We start from the raw sequence: 21,521 nt of genomic DNA on the forward strand, positions 1-21,521 counted from the left end.
GATGAGTGAAGTTAAATCCGCTCCGCAACGTCCGAGCGTTCTCTCGCTGAACATCAACTCGAAGTCTGCGCTCTACGCTGCCTACATGCCCCATTTGCGCTGCGGCGGGATTTTCATTCCGACAACGCGCGGTTACAACATTGGTGACGAAGTTTTCATGCTTCTTTCACTGATGGACGATCCGGCCAAACTGCCGATCGCCGGTACCGTCATCTGGATCACACCGGCGGGCGCCCAAAATGGGCGAGCACAGGGTATCGGCGTGCACTTCAACAATGACGAAAGCGGCCAGGAAGCTCGTCGCAAAATTGAAGGCCTGCTCGGCGGCGTCATGCAGTCTGCCCGCCCGACGCACACGCTGTAAACGACCCCGATGCTGGTCGACTCCCACTGTCATCTCGATTTCCCCGACCTGGCCAGCCAAGTGTCGGACATCCTGCAGCGCATGCAGGAAAATTCTGTCGGTTGCGCGGTCTGCATTGGCGTCAATCTTGAGGATTTTCCAAAGGTTCTCGCCCTGGCGGAAGCGCATCATCAGTTGTATGCCACGGTTGGCGTCCATCCGGAATACACGGATGTCGAAGAACCCACCGAAGCAGGATTGCTCAAGCTGGCGGCACACCCAAAAGTGATCGGAATCGGTGAAACGGGGCTGGATTACTACTGGCAAAAAGACAAACCGGAATGGCAGCGCGAACGTTTCCGTACGCACATCAGGGCTGCGAAGACCTGCGGCAAACCCCTGATCATCCATACCCGTGAGTCCGCCGCTGACACGCTGCGCCTGATGCGGGAGGAGGGGGCCGACACGGTCGGCGGGGTCATGCACTGCTTTACCGAAAACAGGGATATCGCCCGCGACGCGCTGGATCTCGGCTTTTATCTTTCATTTTCCGGAATCGTCACCTTCAAGAATGCTAGCATCGTCAAGGAAGTGGCTCAAAAATGCCCCCTTGACCGCATTCTGGTCGAAACCGATTCGCCTTATTTGGCGCCGGCTCCTTATCGTGGCAAGCAAAATCAGCCCGCCTACGTTCGCCACGTGGCAGAAGAAATAGCCCGCTTGCGTTCCATTTCTTCCGAAGCCGTCACCGAAGCAACCAGCAACAATTTCTTTACGCTGTTCAAACATGCCAGCCGGCCGTGGGAATCATGAAAAAACGACTGTTGACCGTAGTATTTGCCGCTTGTTTTCCACTCATCGCCAGTGCCGGCACCTATGATGACCTGATCAGTTCAGCCAAGCTGGGCGACACCAGGGATATCGCCGCACTCGTCAACAAAGGCGCTTCGGTAGACACCACGGATATCGACGGGAACACGCTGCTCATGCTTGCCGCCCGGGATGGCCATAACGAATTGGTCGATTTTCTGATCAAGCAACGCGCCAAGGTCAATGCACGCAATGCTGCCGGTGATACCGCATTGCGCCTGGCAGCCTTTCGCGGACACCTGAAAGCGGCAGAGTTGCTGATTGCCGGCGGCGCGAACGTTAATATGCCGGGCTGGACACCGCTAGCCTACGCAGCTTTCAACGGCCAAACCGAGGTTGCCCGCCTGCTCATCAAGTCCGGCGCCAACATCAATGCCGCCAGCGAAAACGGGACGACGCCGTTGATTGCCGCTGCACGTGGCGGGCATATTGAAATCGTCAAACTCCTCCTGGCCAACAATGCCGAACCCAACAAAACCGTTGAGTCAGGGGAAACGGCGATCGATTTCGCGCTGAAAACCCAAAATACGGATATCGCCGAACTGCTGAGAGGAGTAGGGGGGCACTCCGGGCGCAGCGTGACGATCCAGGTTAAATAAGCAGATCGTTCTTCAGCGCGTTGCTTTTGTCACCGCGCCATCGCAGCTATTGGCCAGCCGCTCGTATTCTTCCGGCGTATCAATCAGCGCCTGCGCAGCATCGACCCGCTTGATCTCCCGTTGCACATAGGGCACCCAACGCTCTTCCAGCTCCTGTTGCAAACGAGTTCGTGCCCAGCCAACCGGACCGCGCCAAACATCACCCGTCGCAAACCGGCGGGTGAGCATCTCGCCGATATCCTTCTCAATAGCGGCAATATGGCTTTGGTAGGCCTTCACATGGCGTAATTCATGTTCATAAATCTCCTTGTAGGCACAACTACCTTCGGGAAACTCACGCGCCACATAGACTGTCATGGGGCTGAATCCATACGTCAGCGTAATTTGCGGGCTGATGCATTCCCAGCGACCACTTTGGTCGACATATCCCGGTGTCTGGCTTGAAAACTGAACACTGGCATTGCCACGAGTCAGCCCCAACACAAGGCTGCCAGGCTTCATCGATCCCGCGCCAATATTGGTCAATGACCGGTAGCCATACTGGAAATTGAGCGATATTTTTTCTTCAAGACGTTTGATCACGACCGCCGGAGCCGGCAGTTTTTCACACTCATCAGCCAGCAATCCGGCCGGAGAAAATCCGATCGTGACAACAGCTATCCGAACCCATAATCCGGCAAGCGCAAGTAAGCGGATCAAGCGCAGCAGACCATTCAGCATGCGGCTTTTCCTGCGTGCAGATCAGCGAGCGTATTGCCTCGGCAATACGAATGACCTTTGACCCAGCGGAACTCCGCACGACTCAACACCATCTCGATAATCGACAGAGAAAACTCGGCAGGCAGCGCGTGCAAACTTTGAACGCCGTTGGTTTTTGCTTGTTTCAAGACGTTGACCGCATCAAGGTTATCGCTGAACACCGTCAGCCGACTTCCGGGAAAATGAGTCTCGGCTTGAAGCAGACCGAACAGGACGGCGTGCAACTCCAGAGTATTGCTCCCGAGAGCCGGAACCGTACGAGTTTCGATAATCGGCTCAGCCTCCGGGCTGGAGAACAGGACGGCAGCCAGACCGCCGTGCCGTTGATGACTGGCATCGGTAAAAACAAGCAGCTGTCCAACGTAGAGATGAGCAATACGCTGCGGTAACGGACCAGCCGACTGATAGATGACGCGTATTTTTTTCTTCGGTTTTCTGCGCGACATTTCAGCTGGATGAAGGTGGATCACAAGATGCCCGAATCTTAAACTGACTTCAGGGTTTGCCGCGTGCGAATCACCCTGAAAGATTGCCTCATTGACTTCGTATAATTTGTATTATGTTAAATTATCAAAATAAAAAGAAATCAAATTCGATCTTTGATTTCCTCTTCAGCGCGGCAGTTTGCCATTCGGTCTATTTCGGAAAGTACATTTTTGTCTTATCGAGCTTGTAGGACCACGGCAGATTGGCGTTCTTCCAGCCGTTGACCGTACGGCGGTTGGCGGATGGGCCTTCTTTGCCCATGTCGCCCTCAAATCCTTCGGCAATGCTGTAAACCGACGAGAAGCCGCTCATCGCCAACAAGTCAGACGCTTTGGCACTCCGATCGCCGGAACGGCAGATCAGAATGATGCGCGATTGTTTGTTGAGTCCTTTATCTGTCAGACGACGTTCAACCTCTTTAGGAAAATCGACATTCGGTTCGAGCACGTAAATATTCCGTTTGTCATCCCATTCACCCATGATTTCCTGGTGCTCAACGTAAGGAACCAAGGCATCAACGGCGCTCGGCATACCGACATACATGGCTTCTGCTCGTGTGCGGATATCGAGAAAAAGCGTGTTTTTCCCTTCTTTCTGAACCATTTCATAAGCTTGCTGCGGCGTCAGGTAAAGCCCCTGGCGGGATTGTTTGACGGTCGGCAGATTGGCCCAGTCGCTTGCACCCTGCTTCCATTCCTGAGCGTGGGAAAGTGTGGCCAGACAAGCCAGCGAAAGAATACAAAGCGTACGTTTCATGAATGTCCCTGAAGATTGAAAGGCTGAGGCAACATGCTAAACAGATGCCGCCATCAGCCGGTTGACTCAGATCAATCGGCCCATCAGACCATTCCCGGATTGTTCACGACGCCTTTCAGTGAAGGCAGGTTCAAGTGCACGGGCTTGACGGTCTTGATGTCACGCAGATAGGTCGCCACCACATCCCAGATCGGTTCCCCAGAGTTTTTGGCCTCTTCCGAGACAGGTGCCCAGCCGGCAACTTTATAGATTTTGGCCGGATCTACCGGTTGACCGCGCAACATCATGTTCTGGATTCTGCTGCCCATTTTCCCGGTTGGATCACAGGTATATTGCAGGCCGCCCACGCGAACCATGTCACCGCCCTGCTGGTAATAAGGATCGGGATTGAACAAGTTGTCGCACACATCTTCGAGCACGGTCTTGATCATCGCCCCGCTCATGTTGGTGACGGTTGTCCATGGATAGGTAATTGCCGTCTGGTCCAGGACATGCTCCATCAGGATCGGCTGCCCCGGCAACAATGAGGTTCCCCAGCGAAAACCGGGAGAGAAGGCAATTTCAGCATCTTTGACCTTCATCAGCGCATCAAGGATCAGCTGATCGAAAGTGCCGTTGAAATTCCCCCGGCGATACAGGGTGCCTTCGGTAATTGCCAGTTTCTCACCGAGTTTTGCAAGATAAGGCGCCCTCGCCTTGTCAATCAGCGCCTGCATTTCCTTGTCCGCCGGCAACAGATTGGCGAAGACGGGCAGCAACTTGTAACGGAAGTCAGCAATTTTCCCGTTTTTCACATCAAAATCGAGCACACCAAGATACTTTCCATTTGAACCGGCATTGGTTACCAGCGTCTGTCCGCCGTCATTCCTGACGATCACCGGGGCCGGCATGCCATCGTGCGTGTGTCCTCCCATGATGGCGTCAATGCCACGGATACGCGATGCCATCTTCAAATCGACATCCATGCCGTTGTGCGACAACACGACGACAACCTTGGCCCCGGCAGCACGGGCGGCATCAACCGTTTTCTGCATGTTGTCTTCCTGGATGCCAAAGCTCCAATTGGGCGTTTGCCAGCGCGGATTGGCGATTGGCGTATAGGGGAAAGCCTGCCCGATGATGGCAACCGGCACGCCATTCATATTCTTCATCACGAATGGCTTGAAAACAGGATCTCCAAAATCAGTCGTTTTGACGTTCTGGGCAACGATATCAATTTGACCGGCGAAATCTTTTTCCTCGATTTCCTTGACCCGCTCTTCACCATAAGTCGACTCCCAGTGCAGCGTCATTACATTGACGCCGAGCGCCTTGCAGGCATCGACCATATCCTGGGCATTCGACCACAATGCCGTCCCGGACCCCTGCCATGTATCGCCACCATCAAGCAGCAATGCGCCAGGACGAGTCGCCTTCATGCGCTTGACCAACGTGGCAAGGTGCGCAAAACCACCCACTTTGCCGTAGGTCTGGGCTGCTTTTTCGAAATTCAGATACGTGTAGGCATGGGCCTCAATACTGTTCGGTTTAAAGCCGAAATGCTTGAGCAGATGGTCGCCAACCAAGTGTGGCACCTTGCCGAACTGATCACCGAAGCCAAGATTGACGTTCGGCTCACGGAAATAAATCGGCAACAACTGGGCGTGGCAGTCAGTGATGTGCAGCAGGCTGACGTTGCCAAATTTGGGCAGGTCATACAATTTGGCCGCGCCCTTCTCGGCCAGGACAAAATCACTGTGCAGGCTCATGCCACCAGCCGCAGCGACGGCCATGACCTGCAGGAACTCCCGACGATTCATGCTCATTTTCTTATCCTTGAAAAACGCCCGGCCGAAGTACCGGCCAGGCTAACGACACAAGTCTCAGTCTTTATTCACCGGCGATTCCGGATCGACCAAGAAAGCCACGAGGTGAGTGATCTGCTCCGGCGTCAGCCAACTGTGCAGGCCGAAACGGGGCATGTTGGTACACGCCGTAAACGAGTTCGAGTTGTATATCTTGTCGTAGGCGTATTTGACGATTTCATCGGAGGTTCCGCGCAGCTTGCTAAAGTGGTGCAAGCTCGGGCCTATCGTCCCGTAAGCCACTTCTTTCTTGGCCAACTCATGGCAAGCGTAGCAATTCCCGCCTCGCACACGGTCTGCGGGATCTGGCTGGATAAAACCAATGTGCCCACCGGTACCGACGGCTGCCAGCTTTTCGCCCTCTTTCCAGTCACCAATCAGCTTGCCATCGACCGGGTAGCGAATTGTGGCTTTGTTGAGTTTTTCCAGCTTCTCGCCGATTTTTCGAGGCGGGTTATCGCGATACTCACCGCAGGTTTTCATCGTTTCATCCTGCACCAGGCGAGTCATCCAGTATTTTGGATTGTCGGCCCGGAACGAACCCAGGAACATCCGTTCAGCCTCCCCGGCATGCTTGCCCCCTGGAATATCCGCTGGACTGCCGGCAAAAACAGGCGTGGCTGCTACGGTCATCAAGGAAAAAATGGCAATTTTCGGTTTCATGGTCATCTCCCTTTTCAACGCTTGATGCCCGGCGTTTCCATGACCGTGCCAGTCGCCGTTTTTTGCAGATAGGTTTCCAGGGCGATGACCGAATCAGCCAGATAATTGGGCTCCGGCCAGCGAGCCTGGCGCATGCAGTCGATCAGCCGCCGCTGCATGGTCCACACCGCACCTTGGGAGACGCGATAGGACGGCCAGGTTTTCATTGCCGTGCCGGCACCATCCTGGGTGGTCAGGTTGCCGAGTTCCTGCAATCGAATACGCTTGCCTTCCTGGCCATGGCAGATTGCGCAGGAAAAATCCTGCGGCCCGGCGCGGCGGTAAAAAATGTACTCGCCCATCTTGGCCATCTTTGCTTCAGCGGGATGCACGGCAGGAACATTGATCGGCTTGCCATTCGATTTTGCCCCGATGAAAGTCACCAGCGCCTCGATATCAGACTCAGTCCCCGGCTTTGAATACCAGTTCCTTGTCACCTCCTCCTGCTTGAAGCCTTGCAAGCTCACCATGCAATGCACCAGGCGGGATTCAACGTCCATTACCTTGTTGGTATCCTTGAAATACTTGGGCAACTGGGCATAAGCACCATCCAGCTTGCCGGGGCCAAGGCCCATGTCGCATTGCTCCAGCGAGGCCTTTTTCGGACCGCGCTTTTCGGACCACAAGCCCTCGCCTTTCACTTCGAGCAAATCAGCCGGATTGCCATCGGCCAGCGCTTCACGATATTTAGCCAGCTCATCGGCAACTCTGTCCTGAGCCATCAGCAGCCCGGAAAAACAGGCAGAAAGTGCCATTCCAACCGAATAAACAAGTAATCGATGGGTCATTTTCACTCCTCCGTGGGGATAAAACGGGCAGCTACGGTCTACGCCGTTTAGCTGCCATATTTGCTGCAATCAGTTGATAGCTGCCTCATCTGCCCGGCTATCGCCCTTGTTGTCCTTCCAGGAAACAACAATCTTGTCGCCCTTGGCGCCGCCCTTGAACTTGAATGCCAGGTACGGGTTTTTGGATACGGACGGACCAAACTCACTGGACAGCACGACCTTGTCGTTATGTTTGGCCGTCAGCTCGGTAATGAACCAGGCCGGCACGATGGCCCCGGCAGCATCCTTGCGCTGGCCGGTTTCCATTTCGTGGCTGATCAAGACCTTGACTTCGGTCACGCCATCCTTATTGGCGGCGCGGATTTTCATTGGATTTGCCATATCGATCTCCTAAATTTTTAAATGTCTTTACCGATCAGCCGCCGCAGCCGCCCAGGGTGACCTTGATTTCCTTGGTCGCCATGAAGAACTTGCCATCCGATTTGACCAGGGCGTAGATATTCGACGTCTGGCCCATCTTGACGCGCGTCTGGACATTGGCTTCGGTGCCTTCCGGCAGATTGAAGCTGGCGGCCAGCGCATTCGGGTTCTTTTCGATCAGGATGGCGACCATGGTCACGTTGGGCAGCGTGGATGCCACGCCAACCGGTACGACGGCACCGTTCTCAGCGATGTCCGGGCCGGTCACCTGAACATCCTTGCTATCGGCTGGCGAACCGGCCCCGAGCGCCTTCAGCGTATCGGCCATGCTCTTGGCGTCAAAAGCTGCCTTGTTCCAGTCAGCCAGGGCCATGCCCGGGGTGATGATGCCGGCGGCGGCGAGAATGCTCATCAGGGCAGCGCCCGAACCAGCCTTCAATACATTGCGACGTTGCTTGTTCATAACTTCTCCTCTCAGAAATTGATTTACTTCGCGCCGGACAGAATCCACTTGACCAGTGTCTTCAAGTCCTCATCCTTCAAGTGCCCATTCGGCGGCATCGGGACCGCCCCCCAGACGCCCTGCCCACCAGCCTTGACCTTGGTCACCAGGCGATCCTCTGCATCAGGCTGGTCCTTGTAGCGGGCCAGCACTTCGTTGTAGCCAGGACCAACGATCTTGTTATTGACGCCATGGCAGGCCATGCAGCCATTTTTGGTCGCCATTTCCATCGCTGGATTGGCGGCCGGTTTGGTGGTCGCTGCAGGCGCACCGAGCGTGCGGGTGCCACGCACCGGGCCGAAGGAGCGGTATTGATCGGCCAGTTCGCCGTGGGCAGTACGGGCGTAATCCGGCAAGGTGGAACCGATCAGCACTTCGCTCTTGCAATTTTTCATGCAGGCCGTGTTCTTGACGTCCGGCGTACCGCCGTTGCCGATACCGCCTTTTTTGGCCGAAGCCCCCGGCCACATGCCGTGGTCCGTCGTCATGCCGTTACGGTTGGGCAGCAGTTTCTGCACATCGCCCATATTTTTGTCGGACAACTCGAAATCGCCGGGGACAATTTCCTGCAGATTCAGCAAGTAAGCCAGGATGGCGTAGACATCATCCGGTTTCAGCGACTTCGGCGCCGTCCAGGGCATGGCGCGCTGGATATAGTCAAAGACGGTTGAAATGGTAGCCACCTTGGTAAACGTCGTGCGCTGCGGCAACTCACCAGAAGACAGGCCCTTGACCCGGCCGGTTTTGATATCGTCCTTGGTCGTCCCGCCGGCCAGCGGTGTGAATACCTCGTTCGACTCGCCGAATGAACCATGGCACGAAGCACATTTTTCTTCGAAAACCTCCTGGCCGCGCTCGACATTGCCCTTGCCCTTCGGCAAGCCCTTGAAATCCGGACGCACGTCGATGTCCCAAGCCTTGACTTCAGCCGGCGTCGCCTGGCGCCCAACTCCCTTGAAGTTATCGAAAGGCAATGCTGCGGTCGACACCCCAAAAAGGGCTAAAACGAGAACCGACTTAGAGAACCTGGACATTGGTGACCTCCCCGCTTTCAATGACTTTCCAGGACTGGATGGCGTTGTTGTGATAAATCGACTTGGTCCCGCGTACCTTGCGAAGCTGGCCATAACTCGGCTGGACATAGCCGGTTTCATCGATTGCGCGCGACTGCAAAATCGCCGGTTTGCCATCCCACACCCAGTTGATGTTGAAGCGGGTCAGCGCCTTGTTCTGCACCGGACCTTCGATCCGTGCGGTCTGCCAGTTGATACCGCCATCGAAAGAAACATCAACCTGCTTGATGCGACCGCGACCCGACCAGGCCAGACCGGTAACGTTGTAGAACCCCTTGTCGAGCAGCGTCTGACCGCCCGACGGCGAGGTAATCACCGACTTGGCTTCCTGGATGGAACTGTACTGACGATGCAGACCATTCGGTTGCAGGTCGATGTAATGCACGGCCTCATCCTTGGTCGCATACGGCTTGTCACCGACCTCGATGCGACGCAGCCATTTGACCCATGAAACCCCCTGAACGCCCGGCACAATGAGGCGCAAGGGATAACCGTTTTCCGGCCGCAGCATTTCACCATTCTGGCCATAGGCAACGAAAACCTCACCGGACTCGACCATTTCCATCGGAATGGTGCGCGTCATCGATGAGCCATCGGCGCCTTCGGCCAGCACATAGCGGGCTTTCTTGTAATCGACGCCACAGTCTTCGAGCAGCAGTTTGAGCGGCACCCCGGTAAACTCTGAACAGGACAGCATGCCATGGGTGTATTGCACGGTCGGAACGGCAACATTGCCCCACTCCAACCCGGTATTCGCGCCACACTCGATAAAGTGAATGCGCGATACCGAAGGTAGGCGCATCAGTTCATCCATCGAGTAAACCTTGGGCTTTTTCAGCAGCGAATCATCAGAACCATTGATCATCAGACGATGCCGGGCGGGATCGACATCCTGCCAGCCTTGGTGATGACGTTCAAAATGCAGGCCAGACGGCGTGATGATGCCAAACAACCCTTGCAGCGGCGCAAATGAAACCGAAGCGCCGCCCACACGTGCCAGTCCGGGGGATTCGCGACGCAGCAACTGGCTTTCAAATCTCGACGGCATGCCATAAGGATTGGTCGCTACCGGTTTGCCAAGGGTCGTGGACCATTCCGGCAGTTCCAGGATATTGCGATCTCCTTCACTGGCCGCACGCGCTGCCAGCGGCATAGCCAGGGTCGCCCCCGCGGCCATGAAACTTTTACGCAGAAAATCGCGCCGCCCAGCGGCCACGGCCTTGACCTGCGCCTCCGACAGAAAATTCTCCGGGGCATGCTTCAGGCGCCCTGGTTGTTTCAATACATCGACCATAGAGTTGATCCCCCTCCGTTTATTGAATTTGAATTACCGCTTCTTACGGCCGCTCAATCCCATTTGCTCGCCCAGATCCCGACTTGCCACCGTAATGCTGACCGTCCGGCAGATATCGACAAAATTGGGATCGATCACACGGTACAGAACCGAACTTCCCTCCCGTCGCCGTTCAACCACGCCAGCGCGGTAAAGAATGTTCAGGTGCCGCGAAATGTTGGCTTGCGTCAGACCGATTTTTTCAACAACTTCGTGAACCGGACGCTCCTCCAGGCAAAGACAGGAAAGGATGCGCAGACGCGTCGGATCGGCCAGCAATCCAAAGTAATGCGCCACTTGTTCGTAGACCTGAAGAGCTTCGTCCATGCCGTTTTTTTGATTTAGATTAACAATTAATGTATAACTGCATGCTTATATAGTCAACTACTAATATTGTTGCGATGCAGCATGCAATTTGGGCCAAAGGGCTTTACCCTTGAGCCTGTGCTGATCCAGAAAAACAAAAATCGGCTATAAACCCTGTCACCATCACTCAGAGGAGATGTCTCGATGAAACTGCTATCTACCGCCGTTGCGGTGAGCCTGATTGCCACAAGTAGCGTGGCATACGCTGCTGATCCAAACCTTGGCCGCAATCTGGCTGCCACCTGTGCAAATTGTCATGGCACCAACGGCAACGCAGTCAAGGGTGCCGGGCTGGACTCTCTGGCCGGCATCCCTAAAGACAAGACTCTCCAGAAACTGGCTGATTTCAAGAATGGCGACAAACCCGCATCGATCATGCACCAGATTTCCAAGGGTTACACCGACGAGCAACTGGACCTGATTGCCACCTATTTCGCCGCACAAAAATAAGGGGAGAACAAAATGATGCTGATGAAAAGACGTGATTTCCTCAAAATGGGGGCAGCAGCCAGCGCAATGGCCTCGATGTACGGCTGCGGAGCCATGGGTGGCAAGGCAAACGGTCATGTAGTCGTGGTTGGTGGTGGCTATGGCGGAGCAACTGTCGCCAAGTATCTGCGCATGTGGAGCGAGGGTGGCGTGCACGTCACGCTGATCGAACGTAATCCGACGTTTATTTCATGCCCGATTTCCAATCTGGTCATCGGTGGCACAAAGACGATGGAAGACATCACCGTCAGTTACGAAAACCTCAAAAGCAAATGGGGCGTACGTGTCGTCCAGGATGAGGTTCTCGCGGTCGACGCGGCAAAACGTACGGTTTCGCTCAAATCCGGCGCCTCTCTGAATTACGATCGCCTCGTACTATCACCGGGGGTCGATTTCATGTGGGATGAGATCCCTGGCCTCAAAGGGGCGGATGCTCAAGCCCAAATCCTGCATGCCTGGAAAGCAGGTCCGCAGACGGTTGCCCTGCGCAAGCAGCTGGAATCGATGAAAGATGGCGGCACCTACGCCATCTCCATTCCCAAAGCTCCTTACCGCTGCCCGCCCGGCCCCTACGAGCGTGCTTGCCTGGTTGCCGATTATTTCAAAAAGAACAAACCCAAATCAAAGGTTGTCATTCTTGACGCCAATGAGGACGTCATGTCCAAAAAAGCCTTGTTCACCAAGGCTTGGGGAGATCTCTACAAAGGCATGATCGAGTATCGCAATAACAGTGAAGTGAAAGATGTTGAAGTGGCCAGCAATACCGCGATACTTGAATTCGACAAATTCAAGGCGGATGTACTGAACGTCATTCCGCCGCACCGTGCTGGCGATATCGCCCACAAATCAGGCATCAAGCTGATCAACAATCGCTGGGTCGATATCAACTGGTTGAGCATGGAATCAACCAGAACGCCAGGCATTCATGTCCTGGGTGATGCCATCTTCCCTGCCCCAACCATGCCGAAATCCGGCCACATGGCAAATCAGCACGGCAAGCTGGCTGCAGCAGCCATCCTTAACCTGATGGCCGGGCTGGAGCCGAACCCGGCCCCCGTGGTGATGAATACCTGCTACAGCTTCGTTGATGCCAAAAATGTGATTCACGTTGCATCCGTGCACCAGTACGACGCCGCGACCAAGACCGTACAACCGGTCAAGGGAGCCGGCGGAGTCTCTGCCGCACGCAATGAACTGGAAGGCAAGGTTGCTATGGGTTGGGCAAAAAATATCTGGGCTGACATGCTGGCCTGAACGTTGGTCGCCGCCATTGAAAAAGGCCGCAAATGCGGCCTCAGACTGCTGACAAAGCCTCCAAGCGATTGGGGGCTTTATTTTTTATAATGCAGGCATGCTCAAGCCTGTCTACCCTGCCCAAACGGAACTGGAGATGGTGACGTTGGAGCAATTGGTCCCGAAAGACCACTTGCTCCGGCTGCTCGACCAGCACATCCGGTTTGATTTCATTCGTGAAGCGACCCAGCACCTGTATTGCGAGAACAATGGCCGACCAGCGATTGATCCGGTGGTGTTGTTCAAGATGTTGTTCATTGGCTACCTGTTCGGGATTCGCTCCGAGCGACGGCTGGTGAAGGAAATCGAGGTCAATGTGGCTTACCGCTGGTTTCTCGGCTTTCGACTGACGGACAAAGTGCCGGATGCCTCGACGCTGTCGCAGAATCGGCGTCGCCGCTTTGTCGGGACGGACATTGAGCAACGCATCTTCGACGGGATTGTCGAGCAAGCCATTGAGCATAAGCTGATTGGCGGGCGGGTGCTTTACACGGACAGCACGCATCTGAAGGCGAATGCCAACAAACGGCATTTTGAGGTGCATCAGGTCGAGCAAACCCCTGCGGCCTACCTGGCCGAACTGGATGCAGCCATCGAAACGGACCGAGCCGCCGCGGGCAAGAAGCCGCTCAAGCGTGATGACGATGATTCGACACCGCCGATGAAGGAGGTCAAGGTCAGCACGGTCGATCCCGACGCAGGTTTCATGGCCCGCGACAACAAGCCGACCGGCTTCTTTTATCTGGATCACCGGACTGTCGATGGCGTGCATGCTTTGATCGTCGATACCCATGTCACGCCGGGCAATGTCCATGACAGCCAGCCCTACCTTGCCCGCCTGGATCGGGTCATGGAGCGCTTTGATCTGGCCGTGGGCGCCGTCGGGCTGGATGCCGGGTATTTCACCCCGCAAGTCTGCAAGGGCATTCTCGAGCGGGCACTGTTCGGGGTGATGGGCTACAAGCGACCCACACACCGCGATGGCTATTTCTACAAACGGGACTATCTCTACGATGCGGTCCAGGACTGCTACCGCTGCCCGGCCGGGGAGGTTCTACCGTACCGGACGACCAACCGGCTGGGTTATCGCGAATACGCCTCGAACCCGGCGCGGTGTGCCGATTGCGGCGTGCGCGGGCAATGCACGCAGAGCCGGAACCATCAGAAGCTCGTGACCCGGCATCTCTGGGAAGGTTTCAAGGAAGCGATCAACGCCAATCGCCTGAGCGACCTGGGCAAACGGCTGTACGCCCGGCGCAAGGAAACAGTGGAGCGCAGCTTTGCCGATGCCAAGGAGTTGCACGGCCACCGTTACGCCCGTTTCCGTGGCTTGGCCAAGGTGCAAGCGCAGTGCCTGCTCTCGGCGGCCTGTCAGAACATGAAGAAGATGGCCCTGTTGCTGGCCCGCAAGGCGGCAGCCTTATTGGCCAAAATCCTCGCACGAACCCGTTTTGCCGCCCCATTCGCCCGCCATCTTTGGCAGATCGGGGTTCCTAACCTGAATTTCAGAATCCGCCTCGCTTCGGCTTGAAGCCAGGAGTCTCCCTGATTTCCAACCAGAAAAACAAAACCCCCGAAAAATCGGGGGTTCGTCAGCAGTCTGAAACCGCAAATGCGGCCTTTTTTTATCGGCTGTCGTGAATCTCAATCCAGCGTTGCGATGTACTCGGCCACAGCATGCGTTTCAAGTTCCGAGAGTTTGGATGCAATGGTGTGCATCACCGCATTGTCGTTGGTGCGTTCCCGCTTGTTGAACTGTTTCAACTGGTCTTCGATGTAACGCGGATGTTGTCCAGCCAGACGCGGCAACAGCGGCGTACCGTAACCCTTGGCACCATGGCAACTGGCACAGGAAGGAAGACCGGAAAACTGGTTGCCGCGGGTAAAGATGAATTTTCCGACAGCAAGCAATTCGGCATCCTTGCCTTGCCGGGGCTTGGCTGTCTTGGCTTCAAAAAAAGTACCGAGTGACTTCATTTCCTCCGGCGTCAGTTCATCAGCCTGCGGCTTCATCGTGTCGCTCTTGCGCTTGCCGGACTTGAAGTCGCCCAATTGCTTCGCAATGTACTCGGAATGCTGCCCGGCAAGTCTCGGGAAAACAGCACTGGCTGATTCACCTTCTAGTCCGTGACATAGAAAACAACGCCCGGAAACGATCTCCGCCGCCCTTGCCTGATCCGCCTTTGCATCAGCAAAAACTGGTGCATTCAGTGCAGTGAGCAAGACACCTGCACACAAGAGAAGAGTTTTTTTATTTCCCACGAAGCCACCCCATTGATTAAATATTAGTTGTTTATTATTAAATAATAATTCGCTTACACTTAGCTTTCAATCGAATACGGAAGAAGCTTCCGTTACCAGCAAAAATACCATTCAGACAATCAAGTACGAATTTTACGCTGCGATTGCCAGGAGACCTTGATGAACCGCCGTCGTTTTCTTCAAAGTACAGCCGCTTTTTCAACCCTCTCAGCGATTGAATTCATGCCTTGGCAAACAATCGGTGCATTTGCCAGGGAGGTTGATGATTTTGTCCGTGGGCCGGTCGTGAAAGACCATCCGCTCCTGCAAGTCTCGAAACATGTCTGGATGATCCACTCACCCGATGGTTTTCCCACCCCGGAAAACCAGGGAATGATGTGCAACATCACTTTTGTGAACACCGCAAAAGGTTTGATCGTTGTGGATTCAGGCGCCTCGGTGCAAATCGGAGAGATGGCCATCAGGCAAGCTCGACGGGCTTTCAAAAAGCCTGTCGTGGCAATCATTAACACCCATTACCACGGCGATCATTGGCTCGGCAATCACGCTTACGTTGAAACTTATGGTGAAAGCCTGCCGATCTACGCCCATCCAGGAACAATCAAGGCGGTACAAGGGGTTCAAGGCAACATGTGGCGAACCTTGATGGAGCAATGGACTAACCAGGCCACCCTGGGCACACGCGTAGTGCCACCAACTCATCCCCTGGAACATGGCAGCGAATTGAAATATGGTGACGTGACGCTGCGCATGCATCACTTCGGAACCGTGCACACGCCCTATGACCTGTGCGTCGAGGTGCTGGAAGACAAACTGGTACTGGTGGGCGACGTCGCCATGGACCGGCGAATTGCCAACATGGACGATGGCTCTTATCTCGGTACGCTGAAAGCCTACGAAGGACTGGAAAAGACAGGTGCCAATCTCTGGCTCCCTGGACATGGAAAAGCCAGCGCCCAGGTTCTCCAATGGAATCGCGAACTATTCGAGGGAATTTATCGTCCGTGCGAGCAAGCCATCAAGGATGGCCTGGGACTTGAAGAGGCCAAGAAACTGGTTCTCAGAGATTCGCGTGTTGCCAGCCGCTCGCTCGACACCAAAGGTTTTGACAGCAACATCGGAAAATATGTGAGCCTGGCCTACCTTGAAGCAGAAGCTGCCGGATTTTGACCCTTCCCTTATTCACCCTCAAAGAGAAAACGCATGCGATTGATTACCTTGCTGATCGCCTTGATGACCACCTTCGGCGCACAAGCTGAAACCCCGCAACTACAAGCCGCCAGACTGCTTCATGATAAATCCTGTACCAGTTGCCACATCCGCATGTATGGTCAGGATGGCAGCAAGATGTACACCCGTGACGGTCGTCTGCTGTCCAATAAACTGGAGATACAGCAACGGGTTGCTTCATGCAACGCCACGGTCAACGCCGGCTGGTTCCCGGAAGAGGAAGAAAGTGTCGCAGACTGGTTAAACAAACACTACTACCGGTTCGACAACTGAAATGCAGCAAAAGCCCCGCAAGCCTCGGCACTCCCTGATCTGTTTTCTGTTGTTCTATTGCCTGACAGCCGGCTTTTGCTCGGCGTTTGCGCAAGTAACTCAAATCGACAAAGCACATGATCTGCAAAGTGAATCTCGCCTTGCCTATCAAAAAAAGGGGCCGCTCATCATTCTGTTCAGTCGCCAGGACTGCAAGTTTTGCGAGATTGTCAGGCGAGATCACTTGAAACCACTGTTGCAGGATCCTCGCTATAAAAACCGGATTGTCATCCGGCAAATAGACCAGGACAGTGGGATGCCGCTGACTGATTTCAACGGTCGATCATCCACTCACGCCACATTTGTCCGCCAGGAAAAAATAGGGTTTGTCCCGGTGGTGGCTTTTTATGGTCCCGGTGGCGAGCCGCTTGCTACACCGATCGTCGGATTGCGTTTGCCCGATTTTTATCAAGGCTATCTTGAAGATGCGATCGACAAATCAGCAGAGATGCTTGGTGCCATCGGTCGGGATCTTTCCCGAAGCCGCTGAACAATAGCGCTTTTACCCTCCAAAAGCCCGAACAAGCTTCATCGTCTTCCTCAGCTCATCGTAGTCGCTGTCATTGCTCGGTAAAAAACCATTGCGATCGATGTATTCCAAGGCAGCCCCTTTCATCGAAAAAAGCGTAGACCGCAATGCCTTGACAACCTCGCGATCCAACTCCCCCCGTGCAACCCAGGCCTGGGTTGGCGATGGAAAGCGGGCGAGTTCACGCAGCCCCTTGTCGACCGCATACTTTTGAAAGGTTCGTTCATTGGTTGCACCAGCATCGAACGCACCCGCCGCAACGGCAAAAACCACCTTGTCGTGACGCCCCAAATAATCATAGGAAGCCAGATCGCGAATGGTCAGCCCCGCCTTGACCAGTTCGGCCTGAGGCAAATATCGCCCAGTTGTTGATGTTGGGTCGCCGAAAGCGAATTTTTTGCCTCGCAAATCGGCAATCGAATGAATGTTGGAAGTATTCGAAACAACGATGACACCAGAAAACGCCTTGTCTCCGCCATGGCCTTCGCATGCCAACAAGATCAGTTTGGGCGCTTTCTGTTTTGCCAGGACGTAATTGACCGGCCCCAGGCGGGAAAAGTCGACCTCGCCCAGATGCAGGGCCTGAATTGCCTCATCGTACGTTGGGTAAATCCGTACTTCGACCTTGGCAGTCACGCCCCTCTCACGCAAACCACGCTCGACCTCTTTCTGGAACGGCTCCATTTTGCGCAGTTCCTCCGACGGACGCTCCGTAGCGTAGCTGGCAAAACGCAGCACAAGTTCTGCTGCAGTTGCAGGCACTGCTGTCAGGCAAAAGAGCAAGGCCAGGACTGCATCAATTCGCCGGAAAGCCTGGGTAATCATGCTTCGACCAACATGATGGGCCGTGATGAAACCGGATCGTCGTAGAAAAATATTGGCGGCACCGCTTGGAAAATGCCGGACTGTTGTAGCGCGAGATAAAGTGCAGAAGCCTGCTTGAGAAGCTTGTAATCCCAATCGCCCTGCATTGTTTTTTCGACCTTGAAGGATAGTTCCGACTCCAGTAACTTGCTGCTGTTGTGTTGCCAGCGATTAACCAACATCCAGGAGGTCAGATCCACACCGCCCCACGCAGTACGCATGTCATCAAAGACAAATTCATCCCAATGGGAAACTTCCTCAAGTTTGGTTTGGGGCGAGGCTATCTGAGCAAGTGCTGGAAAATAATCGGCAAAGAACCCCACTTTTTTGACGTTCGTCTGGCGTCCTTTAAGAAACAGCGAGCCGGATGCACAGTATTTCAGGTTGCTGAAATGCAGATCCTGCTCAAGCTTGAATTTTGTCGCATGTTTTTTGTATTGGGCAGCCGTCGCAAGGTGCGGAAAGCAGACGGAATGCTTGGGCTTGTCGAATAACAGCTCAGGGACGAATTGATGTTGCTTGCACTTGAGCTTGGTCAGTTGATCCGTCGCTTCAATGGCCAGCGTCAGGTTCTGCTGTTTAAATACTTTCCCTGGCGTATCGAAACGGATACCCTCGCGCAGCCAGGACGCTTCGTTGAAAGCCAGGGTGGTTTCCCCTCCCCTTGCCAAGCGAAGTACACACTCGGCAATCACTTGAGTCACCCGCATGAATATTTCGCGATCCGTCACACCGGGAACACCCTCTGTCCCAGACCACAGAACCTTCAATTGAAATTCTTTACTTTCCTGCAAAGCAAGCTTGTCGGCCATGAGCAACTCGATTTGATAAATGCATAAGTGCTTCCACGTTAGACAAACAGGCTGGCATGGTCAAGATCGATTTATGAAATCGTCAAATGAAAGACACCATCGCTTGAACATCGACAGCACCGACTTGGTGGTTGATCGCATGCCTGCACTTTTACGCTTGATTGTGAACGGCAACCCCTTGGAAGCCAGTCAAACGCGGCCCCTTGCATGAAAGCTGCCAAGCCCTGGTTTCTCTACTTGATCGAATGTGTCGATGGCAGTATCTACACAGGAATTACCGTTGATATTGCCGCACGGTACGCCGCCCATGCACAGGGAAAAGGGGCTCGCTATACACGCGCGCACCCGCCGCTCAGACTACTCGGCTACGAAGCACACCCGGACCGCTCATCTGCATCGAAAGCGGAATACCGGACCAAGAAACTCTCGGCGACAGAGAAGCGCAAATACGCAGATCGACTAACGTCGCCAGCCGATTGATTTTCCCGTCTACGGGAAGTTGACCGCAGCAAAGCCTGTGCGGCTCAGTTCAGATCCTCATCCTTGACGGTCGGCAAGCGAAGCACCGGAATTCCCTCGTCACGCAAAGCTTCGCACTCATCCTCGGTGGCCTGACCGCGAATCGCACGTTCGGGAGCTTCGTTGTAATGAATTTTTCGCGCCTCTTCAGCAAAAGCCGTCCCAACATTCTCGCTCTCGGCGGCCATGGCTTGAACAAGTTGTTGATACAAGGCCATGGCCTGCGCACCGGCAGGCATCATCGCGGAGCTTGGCACGCTCTTGGGCGAAGAAACAGGCGCTTCGACCGGCGCGGAACGATGCGTCGCTATTGCAACAGCCGATGGCAGGCGGCGCACATCGTGGCTATCGCAACAAGGACAGGTCACCAGCCGGCGATTTTGTTGCGAAACAAAATCATCGGCACTTTGAAACCAACCCTCAAAACGATGGTCGTTGGAACAGCTCAAATCGTAAATAATCATGTGGTCGGCACTTAAATCGGGAGTTCAGGCGCTCTCCGGGGCAAGCATCATGCACCGCAAAGGCCCCCGCTTTCAGGCGGGGGGCGCGATCATAGCACTCATGCCCCGGGATTCAGCTGGGCAGCGCAAAGCCCTTCAATTTCCGGTACATGTCGACCGCGTACGAGTCGGTCATGCCGGCCACAAAATCGGCAACTTGCAGCAGACGGACATACGGGTCCGCATCCGGCTCGCCACCGTGCCCCAGGAACTGGGCTGGCAGTAGTTTGAGAAGCATTCGTTCGCGCGTGGTAAATCGGGCATGCCCGGCCTTCGCTTCGACCGCATTGCTGAACAAGCCAAGCAAGGCACCCAGCACTTCAAAACCGGCCGTTTCAATTTCCAGCGCAGGTCGCGCGGTATAAATGGTTTCCTTGGCCAGTTTCAGCACAGCCTGAAGCGGAATGGCGATCGGGGATTGCTCAAGCAATTCATCATCAAACCGACCATTCAGGATGGCTTCCTCATTTTCAAGGAACACAGCGGCCGCACTATCGAGCAAGCGACCAATCGCCTTGGCACGCAAATACTCGAGTCTTTCTTTCGGGTCATGCAAGCGATCCATCCGGCCACCACTGACCGAGTCACCCGCCAGATCGGCCAGCAGGCACTCGGCATCGCGATACGGCACGAAGCCAAGCTTGGCTGCGTCCTCAAGATCGACAATCAGGTAACAGGTATCGTCGGCCACCTCGACAAGGAAAGCCAAGGGATGGCGCCGCCAGGCTTGCCCTGGAATTCGTTCAACCAGCCCCGTCGACCGCGCAACACCTTCGAAAGCCGCCGCATCCTGTTGGAAAAAGCCGAATTTCTTGCTGCTTTTCCCATCCAGCGATGTTTCAAGATGTGATGGCCGTGGATATTTGGTAAATGTCGCCAGAACAGCACTCGTTAACTGCAACCCCGGGTTCGCCGGGTTCTGAAGACGGGTAACGATCCGGAAACCCTGCGCATTACCTTCATAAAGCTCGAAATCAGCGCGCTGGGCAGGCGTAAAAGGATGGCGTTCGAGCAACCCGGAGGTTCGAAACCACTCGCGGATGGCGTCTTCGCCCGCGTGGCCAAAAGGCGGATTACCAATGTCGTGCGCCAGACAAGCGGCAGCAACAATCGCTCCGAAGTCGCCTGATTCGACATGCTGCAGGCCATGCCGGGCGATGATCTCGCGCCCAACCACGGCCCCCAGCGAACGCCCGACACAACTGGCTTCAAGGCTGTGCGTCAGCCGGGTCCGGACATAATCGCTCTTGGACAGCGGAAAAACCTGCGTCTTGTCCTTCATGCGCCGGAAGGCCGAAGTAAAGACGATGCGGTCATAATCCTGCTGAAACGGGGTACGCTCAGGCGTTCCAGGCGCTTTTCCGGCCCCTGGACGATCAGCAGACAAAAGTTTTTCCCAGATTTTTCTTTGGCTCATGAGCGCCAGTTTACCTGAGCTTCAGGCGGCTTCGATCACCGCTCTGACATGATCCGGAATCGGCGCCGATTTGCCGGTTTGCGTATCCATCCAGACGACCTTGGCGGCCCCTTCGGCATATAGGGTTTCATTGCCTTCGAGTCGCATCTCGACATAAGTCTGGACGCTGGATCGCCCCGGTACGCCAACAAAGGTACGAACCTCGACCATGCCCGGATAATTCAGCGGCACAAGGAAGGTACAGCTGGCATTGATAATGACTGGCCCCAACCCACCTGGACGTACTTCGACCTTCAAATCTTCCAGCCATTCGACCCGGGCTTGCTCCATGTAGCGAAAATAGACCGTGTTGTTAACGTGCCCGTAAGCATCCATGTCGCCCCAGCGAATTGGCATCTTCGTGATGTGAATAAGTTTCTTGCTGTGTTCCATAGCCTTGATAATTCGAAG

General features: G+C 54.8%; 27 protein-coding genes. 10 read left to right on the top strand and 17 right to left on the bottom strand.

Going from position 1 to position 21,521, the window contains the following annotated elements:
- Position 1 precedes the first annotated feature (1 nt).
- Genes KI614_RS08365 through KI614_RS08375 form a run of 3 tightly spaced genes read left to right on the top strand, consistent with a single transcriptional unit; the run spans position 2 to position 1,812 of the window.
- Positions 2-364, top strand: coding sequence for a PilZ domain-containing protein (locus KI614_RS08365; protein WP_203466655.1), 363 nt, complete (start codon positions 2-4; stop codon positions 362-364).
- A gap of 9 nt (positions 365-373) precedes the next feature.
- Complete coding sequence (locus tag KI614_RS08370; RefSeq protein ID WP_226404521.1) at positions 374-1,156, top strand: TatD family hydrolase; 783 nt, start codon at positions 374-376, stop codon at positions 1,154-1,156.
- Positions 1,153-1,812, top strand: a complete 660-nt coding sequence (locus tag KI614_RS08375; protein ID WP_203466657.1) for an ankyrin repeat domain-containing protein — start codon at positions 1,153-1,155, stop codon at positions 1,810-1,812. Before KI614_RS08370 ends, KI614_RS08375 begins: the two co-directional genes overlap by 4 nt.
- Positions 1,813-1,824: 12 nt before the next feature.
- Here the strand turns inward: KI614_RS08375 and KI614_RS08380 are convergent, their stop codons facing one another.
- The 11 genes from KI614_RS08380 to KI614_RS08430 form a co-directional block, all read right to left on the bottom strand.
- On the bottom strand, positions 1,825-2,532 hold the full coding sequence (locus KI614_RS08380; protein WP_226404523.1) for a hypothetical protein: 708 nt from the start codon (positions 2,530-2,532) through the stop codon (positions 1,825-1,827).
- Complete coding sequence (locus KI614_RS08385; protein ID WP_226404525.1) at positions 2,526-3,017, bottom strand: RNase H family protein; 492 nt, start codon at positions 3,015-3,017, stop codon at positions 2,526-2,528. The genes KI614_RS08380 and KI614_RS08385 overlap by 7 nt, the downstream gene beginning before the upstream one ends.
- A 190-nt stretch (positions 3,018-3,207) precedes the next feature.
- Positions 3,208-3,813, bottom strand: coding sequence for a rhodanese-like domain-containing protein (locus KI614_RS08390; protein WP_226404527.1), 606 nt, complete (start codon positions 3,811-3,813; stop codon positions 3,208-3,210).
- A gap of 83 nt (positions 3,814-3,896) precedes the next feature.
- Complete coding sequence (gene soxB, locus KI614_RS08395; protein WP_226404529.1) at positions 3,897-5,618, bottom strand: thiosulfohydrolase SoxB; 1,722 nt, start codon at positions 5,616-5,618, stop codon at positions 3,897-3,899.
- Positions 5,619-5,675: 57 nt separating this feature from the next.
- Positions 5,676-6,320, bottom strand: a complete 645-nt coding sequence (gene soxX / locus KI614_RS08400; protein ID WP_226404531.1) for a sulfur oxidation c-type cytochrome SoxX — start codon at positions 6,318-6,320, stop codon at positions 5,676-5,678.
- Between the two features lie 14 nt (positions 6,321-6,334).
- Entirely contained in the window at positions 6,335-7,147 is an 813-nt protein-coding gene (gene soxA / locus KI614_RS08405) for a sulfur oxidation c-type cytochrome SoxA (RefSeq protein WP_226404533.1), read from the bottom strand.
- Between the two features lie 69 nt (positions 7,148-7,216).
- The gene (gene soxZ / locus KI614_RS08410) at positions 7,217-7,528 is read right to left on the bottom strand and encodes a thiosulfate oxidation carrier complex protein SoxZ (protein WP_226404535.1); all 312 of its coding nucleotides are present in this window, start codon (positions 7,526-7,528) and stop codon (positions 7,217-7,219) included.
- Positions 7,529-7,562: 34 nt separating this feature from the next.
- Entirely contained in the window at positions 7,563-8,030 is a 468-nt protein-coding gene (gene soxY, locus KI614_RS08415; RefSeq protein ID WP_226404537.1) for a thiosulfate oxidation carrier protein SoxY, read from the bottom strand.
- Positions 8,031-8,053: 23 nt separating this feature from the next.
- Positions 8,054-9,103 carry a c-type cytochrome gene (locus KI614_RS08420; RefSeq protein WP_226404539.1) on the bottom strand — a complete coding sequence of 350 codons (1,050 nt, stop codon included), beginning with the start codon at positions 9,101-9,103 and terminating at the stop codon, positions 8,054-8,056.
- The gene (soxC, locus tag KI614_RS08425) at positions 9,087-10,436 is read right to left on the bottom strand and encodes a sulfite dehydrogenase (RefSeq protein WP_226404542.1); all 1,350 of its coding nucleotides are present in this window, start codon (positions 10,434-10,436) and stop codon (positions 9,087-9,089) included. Before soxC ends, KI614_RS08420 begins: the two co-directional genes overlap by 17 nt.
- A gap of 33 nt (positions 10,437-10,469) precedes the next feature.
- Positions 10,470-10,802: an ArsR/SmtB family transcription factor gene (locus KI614_RS08430; protein WP_226404544.1), complete on the bottom strand. Its 333-nt coding sequence runs from the start codon at positions 10,800-10,802 to the stop codon at positions 10,470-10,472.
- A gap of 183 nt (positions 10,803-10,985) precedes the next feature.
- Here KI614_RS08430 and KI614_RS08435 point away from each other — a divergent pair, with 183 nt between their 5' ends.
- From KI614_RS08435 to KI614_RS08445, 3 genes are all read left to right on the top strand, one after another.
- Positions 10,986-11,291: a c-type cytochrome gene (locus KI614_RS08435; protein ID WP_226404546.1), complete on the top strand. Its 306-nt coding sequence runs from the start codon at positions 10,986-10,988 to the stop codon at positions 11,289-11,291.
- 12 nt (positions 11,292-11,303) lie between these two features.
- Positions 11,304-12,584: an NAD(P)/FAD-dependent oxidoreductase gene (locus KI614_RS08440; protein WP_226404548.1), complete on the top strand. Its 1,281-nt coding sequence runs from the start codon at positions 11,304-11,306 to the stop codon at positions 12,582-12,584.
- Between the two features lie 97 nt (positions 12,585-12,681).
- Positions 12,682-14,154 carry an IS1182 family transposase gene (locus KI614_RS08445; RefSeq protein ID WP_226404550.1) on the top strand — a complete coding sequence of 491 codons (1,473 nt, stop codon included), beginning with the start codon at positions 12,682-12,684 and terminating at the stop codon, positions 14,152-14,154.
- Between the two features lie 113 nt (positions 14,155-14,267).
- On the opposite strand, the gene KI614_RS08450 is transcribed toward KI614_RS08445, so the two are convergent.
- Positions 14,268-14,885 (bottom strand): c-type cytochrome, encoded by a 618-nt coding sequence (locus tag KI614_RS08450; RefSeq protein WP_226404552.1) that lies wholly within the window; start codon positions 14,883-14,885, stop codon positions 14,268-14,270.
- Positions 14,886-15,044: 159 nt separating this feature from the next.
- Between KI614_RS08450 and KI614_RS08455 the strand changes: the two genes are divergently transcribed.
- Genes KI614_RS08455 through KI614_RS08465 form a run of 3 tightly spaced genes read left to right on the top strand, consistent with a single transcriptional unit; the run spans position 15,045 to position 16,917 of the window.
- On the top strand, positions 15,045-16,055 hold the full coding sequence (locus KI614_RS08455) for an MBL fold metallo-hydrolase (protein WP_226404554.1): 1,011 nt from the start codon (positions 15,045-15,047) through the stop codon (positions 16,053-16,055).
- Positions 16,056-16,088: 33 nt separating this feature from the next.
- On the top strand, positions 16,089-16,388 hold the full coding sequence (locus KI614_RS08460; RefSeq protein WP_226404556.1) for a cytochrome c: 300 nt from the start codon (positions 16,089-16,091) through the stop codon (positions 16,386-16,388).
- A 1-nt stretch (position 16,389) separates the two neighbouring features.
- Complete coding sequence (locus KI614_RS08465) at positions 16,390-16,917, top strand: hypothetical protein (RefSeq protein ID WP_226404558.1); 528 nt, start codon at positions 16,390-16,392, stop codon at positions 16,915-16,917.
- Positions 16,918-16,929: 12 nt separating this feature from the next.
- On the opposite strand, the gene phnD is transcribed toward KI614_RS08465, so the two are convergent.
- Both phnD and KI614_RS08475 read right to left on the bottom strand, forming a co-directional pair.
- The gene (gene phnD, locus KI614_RS08470) at positions 16,930-17,781 is read right to left on the bottom strand and encodes a phosphate/phosphite/phosphonate ABC transporter substrate-binding protein (RefSeq protein ID WP_226404561.1); all 852 of its coding nucleotides are present in this window, start codon (positions 17,779-17,781) and stop codon (positions 16,930-16,932) included.
- Entirely contained in the window at positions 17,778-18,632 is an 855-nt protein-coding gene (locus tag KI614_RS08475) for a hypothetical protein (RefSeq protein WP_226404563.1), read from the bottom strand. Before KI614_RS08475 ends, phnD begins: the two co-directional genes overlap by 4 nt.
- 207 nt (positions 18,633-18,839) lie before the next feature.
- Between KI614_RS08475 and KI614_RS08480 the strand changes: the two genes are divergently transcribed.
- Positions 18,840-19,112 (top strand): GIY-YIG nuclease family protein, encoded by a 273-nt coding sequence (locus KI614_RS08480; protein ID WP_226404565.1) that lies wholly within the window; start codon positions 18,840-18,842, stop codon positions 19,110-19,112.
- Positions 19,113-19,156: 44 nt separating this feature from the next.
- On the opposite strand, the gene KI614_RS08485 is transcribed toward KI614_RS08480, so the two are convergent.
- The 3 genes from KI614_RS08485 to KI614_RS08495 all read right to left on the bottom strand — a co-directional run bounded on the left by KI614_RS08485 (position 19,157) and on the right by KI614_RS08495 (position 21,503).
- Positions 19,157-19,615, bottom strand: coding sequence for a DUF1178 family protein (locus KI614_RS08485; RefSeq protein WP_226404567.1), 459 nt, complete (start codon positions 19,613-19,615; stop codon positions 19,157-19,159).
- A gap of 112 nt (positions 19,616-19,727) precedes the next feature.
- On the bottom strand, positions 19,728-21,071 hold the full coding sequence (gene dgt, locus KI614_RS08490; protein WP_226404569.1) for a dGTP triphosphohydrolase: 1,344 nt from the start codon (positions 21,069-21,071) through the stop codon (positions 19,728-19,730).
- Between the two features lie 21 nt (positions 21,072-21,092).
- The gene (locus tag KI614_RS08495) at positions 21,093-21,503 is read right to left on the bottom strand and encodes an acyl-CoA thioesterase (RefSeq protein WP_226404571.1); all 411 of its coding nucleotides are present in this window, start codon (positions 21,501-21,503) and stop codon (positions 21,093-21,095) included.
- Positions 21,504-21,521: the final 18 nt, after the last annotated feature.

Source organism: Dechloromonas denitrificans (genome assembly GCF_020510665.1).
Classification (GTDB): Bacteria; Pseudomonadota; Gammaproteobacteria; order Burkholderiales; family Rhodocyclaceae; genus Azonexus; species Azonexus denitrificans_B.

Bases quoted from the DNA above. Each gene is read 5' to 3' on its own strand.
- KI614_RS08365 (WP_203466655.1), top strand. From the start codon at position 2: ATGAGTGAAGTTAAATCCGCTCCGCAACGTCCGAGCGTTCTCTCGCTG.
- KI614_RS08370 (WP_226404521.1), top strand. From the start codon at position 374: ATGCTGGTCGACTCCCACTGTCATCTCGATTTCCCCGACCTGGCCAGC.
- KI614_RS08375 (WP_203466657.1), top strand. From the start codon at position 1,153: ATGAAAAAACGACTGTTGACCGTAGTATTTGCCGCTTGTTTTCCACTC.
- KI614_RS08380 (WP_226404523.1), bottom strand. From the start codon at position 2,532: ATGCTGAATGGTCTGCTGCGCTTGATCCGCTTACTTGCGCTTGCCGGA.
- KI614_RS08385 (WP_226404525.1), bottom strand. From the start codon at position 3,017: ATGTCGCGCAGAAAACCGAAGAAAAAAATACGCGTCATCTATCAGTCG.
- KI614_RS08390 (WP_226404527.1), bottom strand. From the start codon at position 3,813: ATGAAACGTACGCTTTGTATTCTTTCGCTGGCTTGTCTGGCCACACTT.
- soxB (WP_226404529.1), bottom strand. From the start codon at position 5,618: ATGAGCATGAATCGTCGGGAGTTCCTGCAGGTCATGGCCGTCGCTGCG.
- soxX (WP_226404531.1), bottom strand. From the start codon at position 6,320: ATGAAACCGAAAATTGCCATTTTTTCCTTGATGACCGTAGCAGCCACG.
- soxA (WP_226404533.1), bottom strand. From the start codon at position 7,147: ATGACCCATCGATTACTTGTTTATTCGGTTGGAATGGCACTTTCTGCC.
- soxZ (WP_226404535.1), bottom strand. From the start codon at position 7,528: ATGGCAAATCCAATGAAAATCCGCGCCGCCAATAAGGATGGCGTGACC.
- soxY (WP_226404537.1), bottom strand. From the start codon at position 8,030: ATGAACAAGCAACGTCGCAATGTATTGAAGGCTGGTTCGGGCGCTGCC.
- KI614_RS08420 (WP_226404539.1), bottom strand. From the start codon at position 9,103: ATGTCCAGGTTCTCTAAGTCGGTTCTCGTTTTAGCCCTTTTTGGGGTG.
- soxC (WP_226404542.1), bottom strand. From the start codon at position 10,436: ATGGTCGATGTATTGAAACAACCAGGGCGCCTGAAGCATGCCCCGGAG.
- KI614_RS08430 (WP_226404544.1), bottom strand. From the start codon at position 10,802: ATGGACGAAGCTCTTCAGGTCTACGAACAAGTGGCGCATTACTTTGGA.
- KI614_RS08435 (WP_226404546.1), top strand. From the start codon at position 10,986: ATGAAACTGCTATCTACCGCCGTTGCGGTGAGCCTGATTGCCACAAGT.
- KI614_RS08440 (WP_226404548.1), top strand. From the start codon at position 11,304: ATGATGCTGATGAAAAGACGTGATTTCCTCAAAATGGGGGCAGCAGCC.
- KI614_RS08445 (WP_226404550.1), top strand. From the start codon at position 12,682: ATGCTCAAGCCTGTCTACCCTGCCCAAACGGAACTGGAGATGGTGACG.
- KI614_RS08455 (WP_226404554.1), top strand. From the start codon at position 15,045: ATGAACCGCCGTCGTTTTCTTCAAAGTACAGCCGCTTTTTCAACCCTC.
- KI614_RS08460 (WP_226404556.1), top strand. From the start codon at position 16,089: ATGCGATTGATTACCTTGCTGATCGCCTTGATGACCACCTTCGGCGCA.
- KI614_RS08465 (WP_226404558.1), top strand. From the start codon at position 16,390: ATGCAGCAAAAGCCCCGCAAGCCTCGGCACTCCCTGATCTGTTTTCTG.
- phnD (WP_226404561.1), bottom strand. From the start codon at position 17,781: ATGATTACCCAGGCTTTCCGGCGAATTGATGCAGTCCTGGCCTTGCTC.
- KI614_RS08475 (WP_226404563.1), bottom strand. From the start codon at position 18,632: ATGGCCGACAAGCTTGCTTTGCAGGAAAGTAAAGAATTTCAATTGAAG.
- KI614_RS08480 (WP_226404565.1), top strand. From the start codon at position 18,840: ATGAAAGCTGCCAAGCCCTGGTTTCTCTACTTGATCGAATGTGTCGAT.
- KI614_RS08485 (WP_226404567.1), bottom strand. From the start codon at position 19,615: ATGATTATTTACGATTTGAGCTGTTCCAACGACCATCGTTTTGAGGGT.
- dgt (WP_226404569.1), bottom strand. From the start codon at position 21,071: ATGAGCCAAAGAAAAATCTGGGAAAAACTTTTGTCTGCTGATCGTCCA.
- KI614_RS08495 (WP_226404571.1), bottom strand. From the start codon at position 21,503: ATGGAACACAGCAAGAAACTTATTCACATCACGAAGATGCCAATTCGC.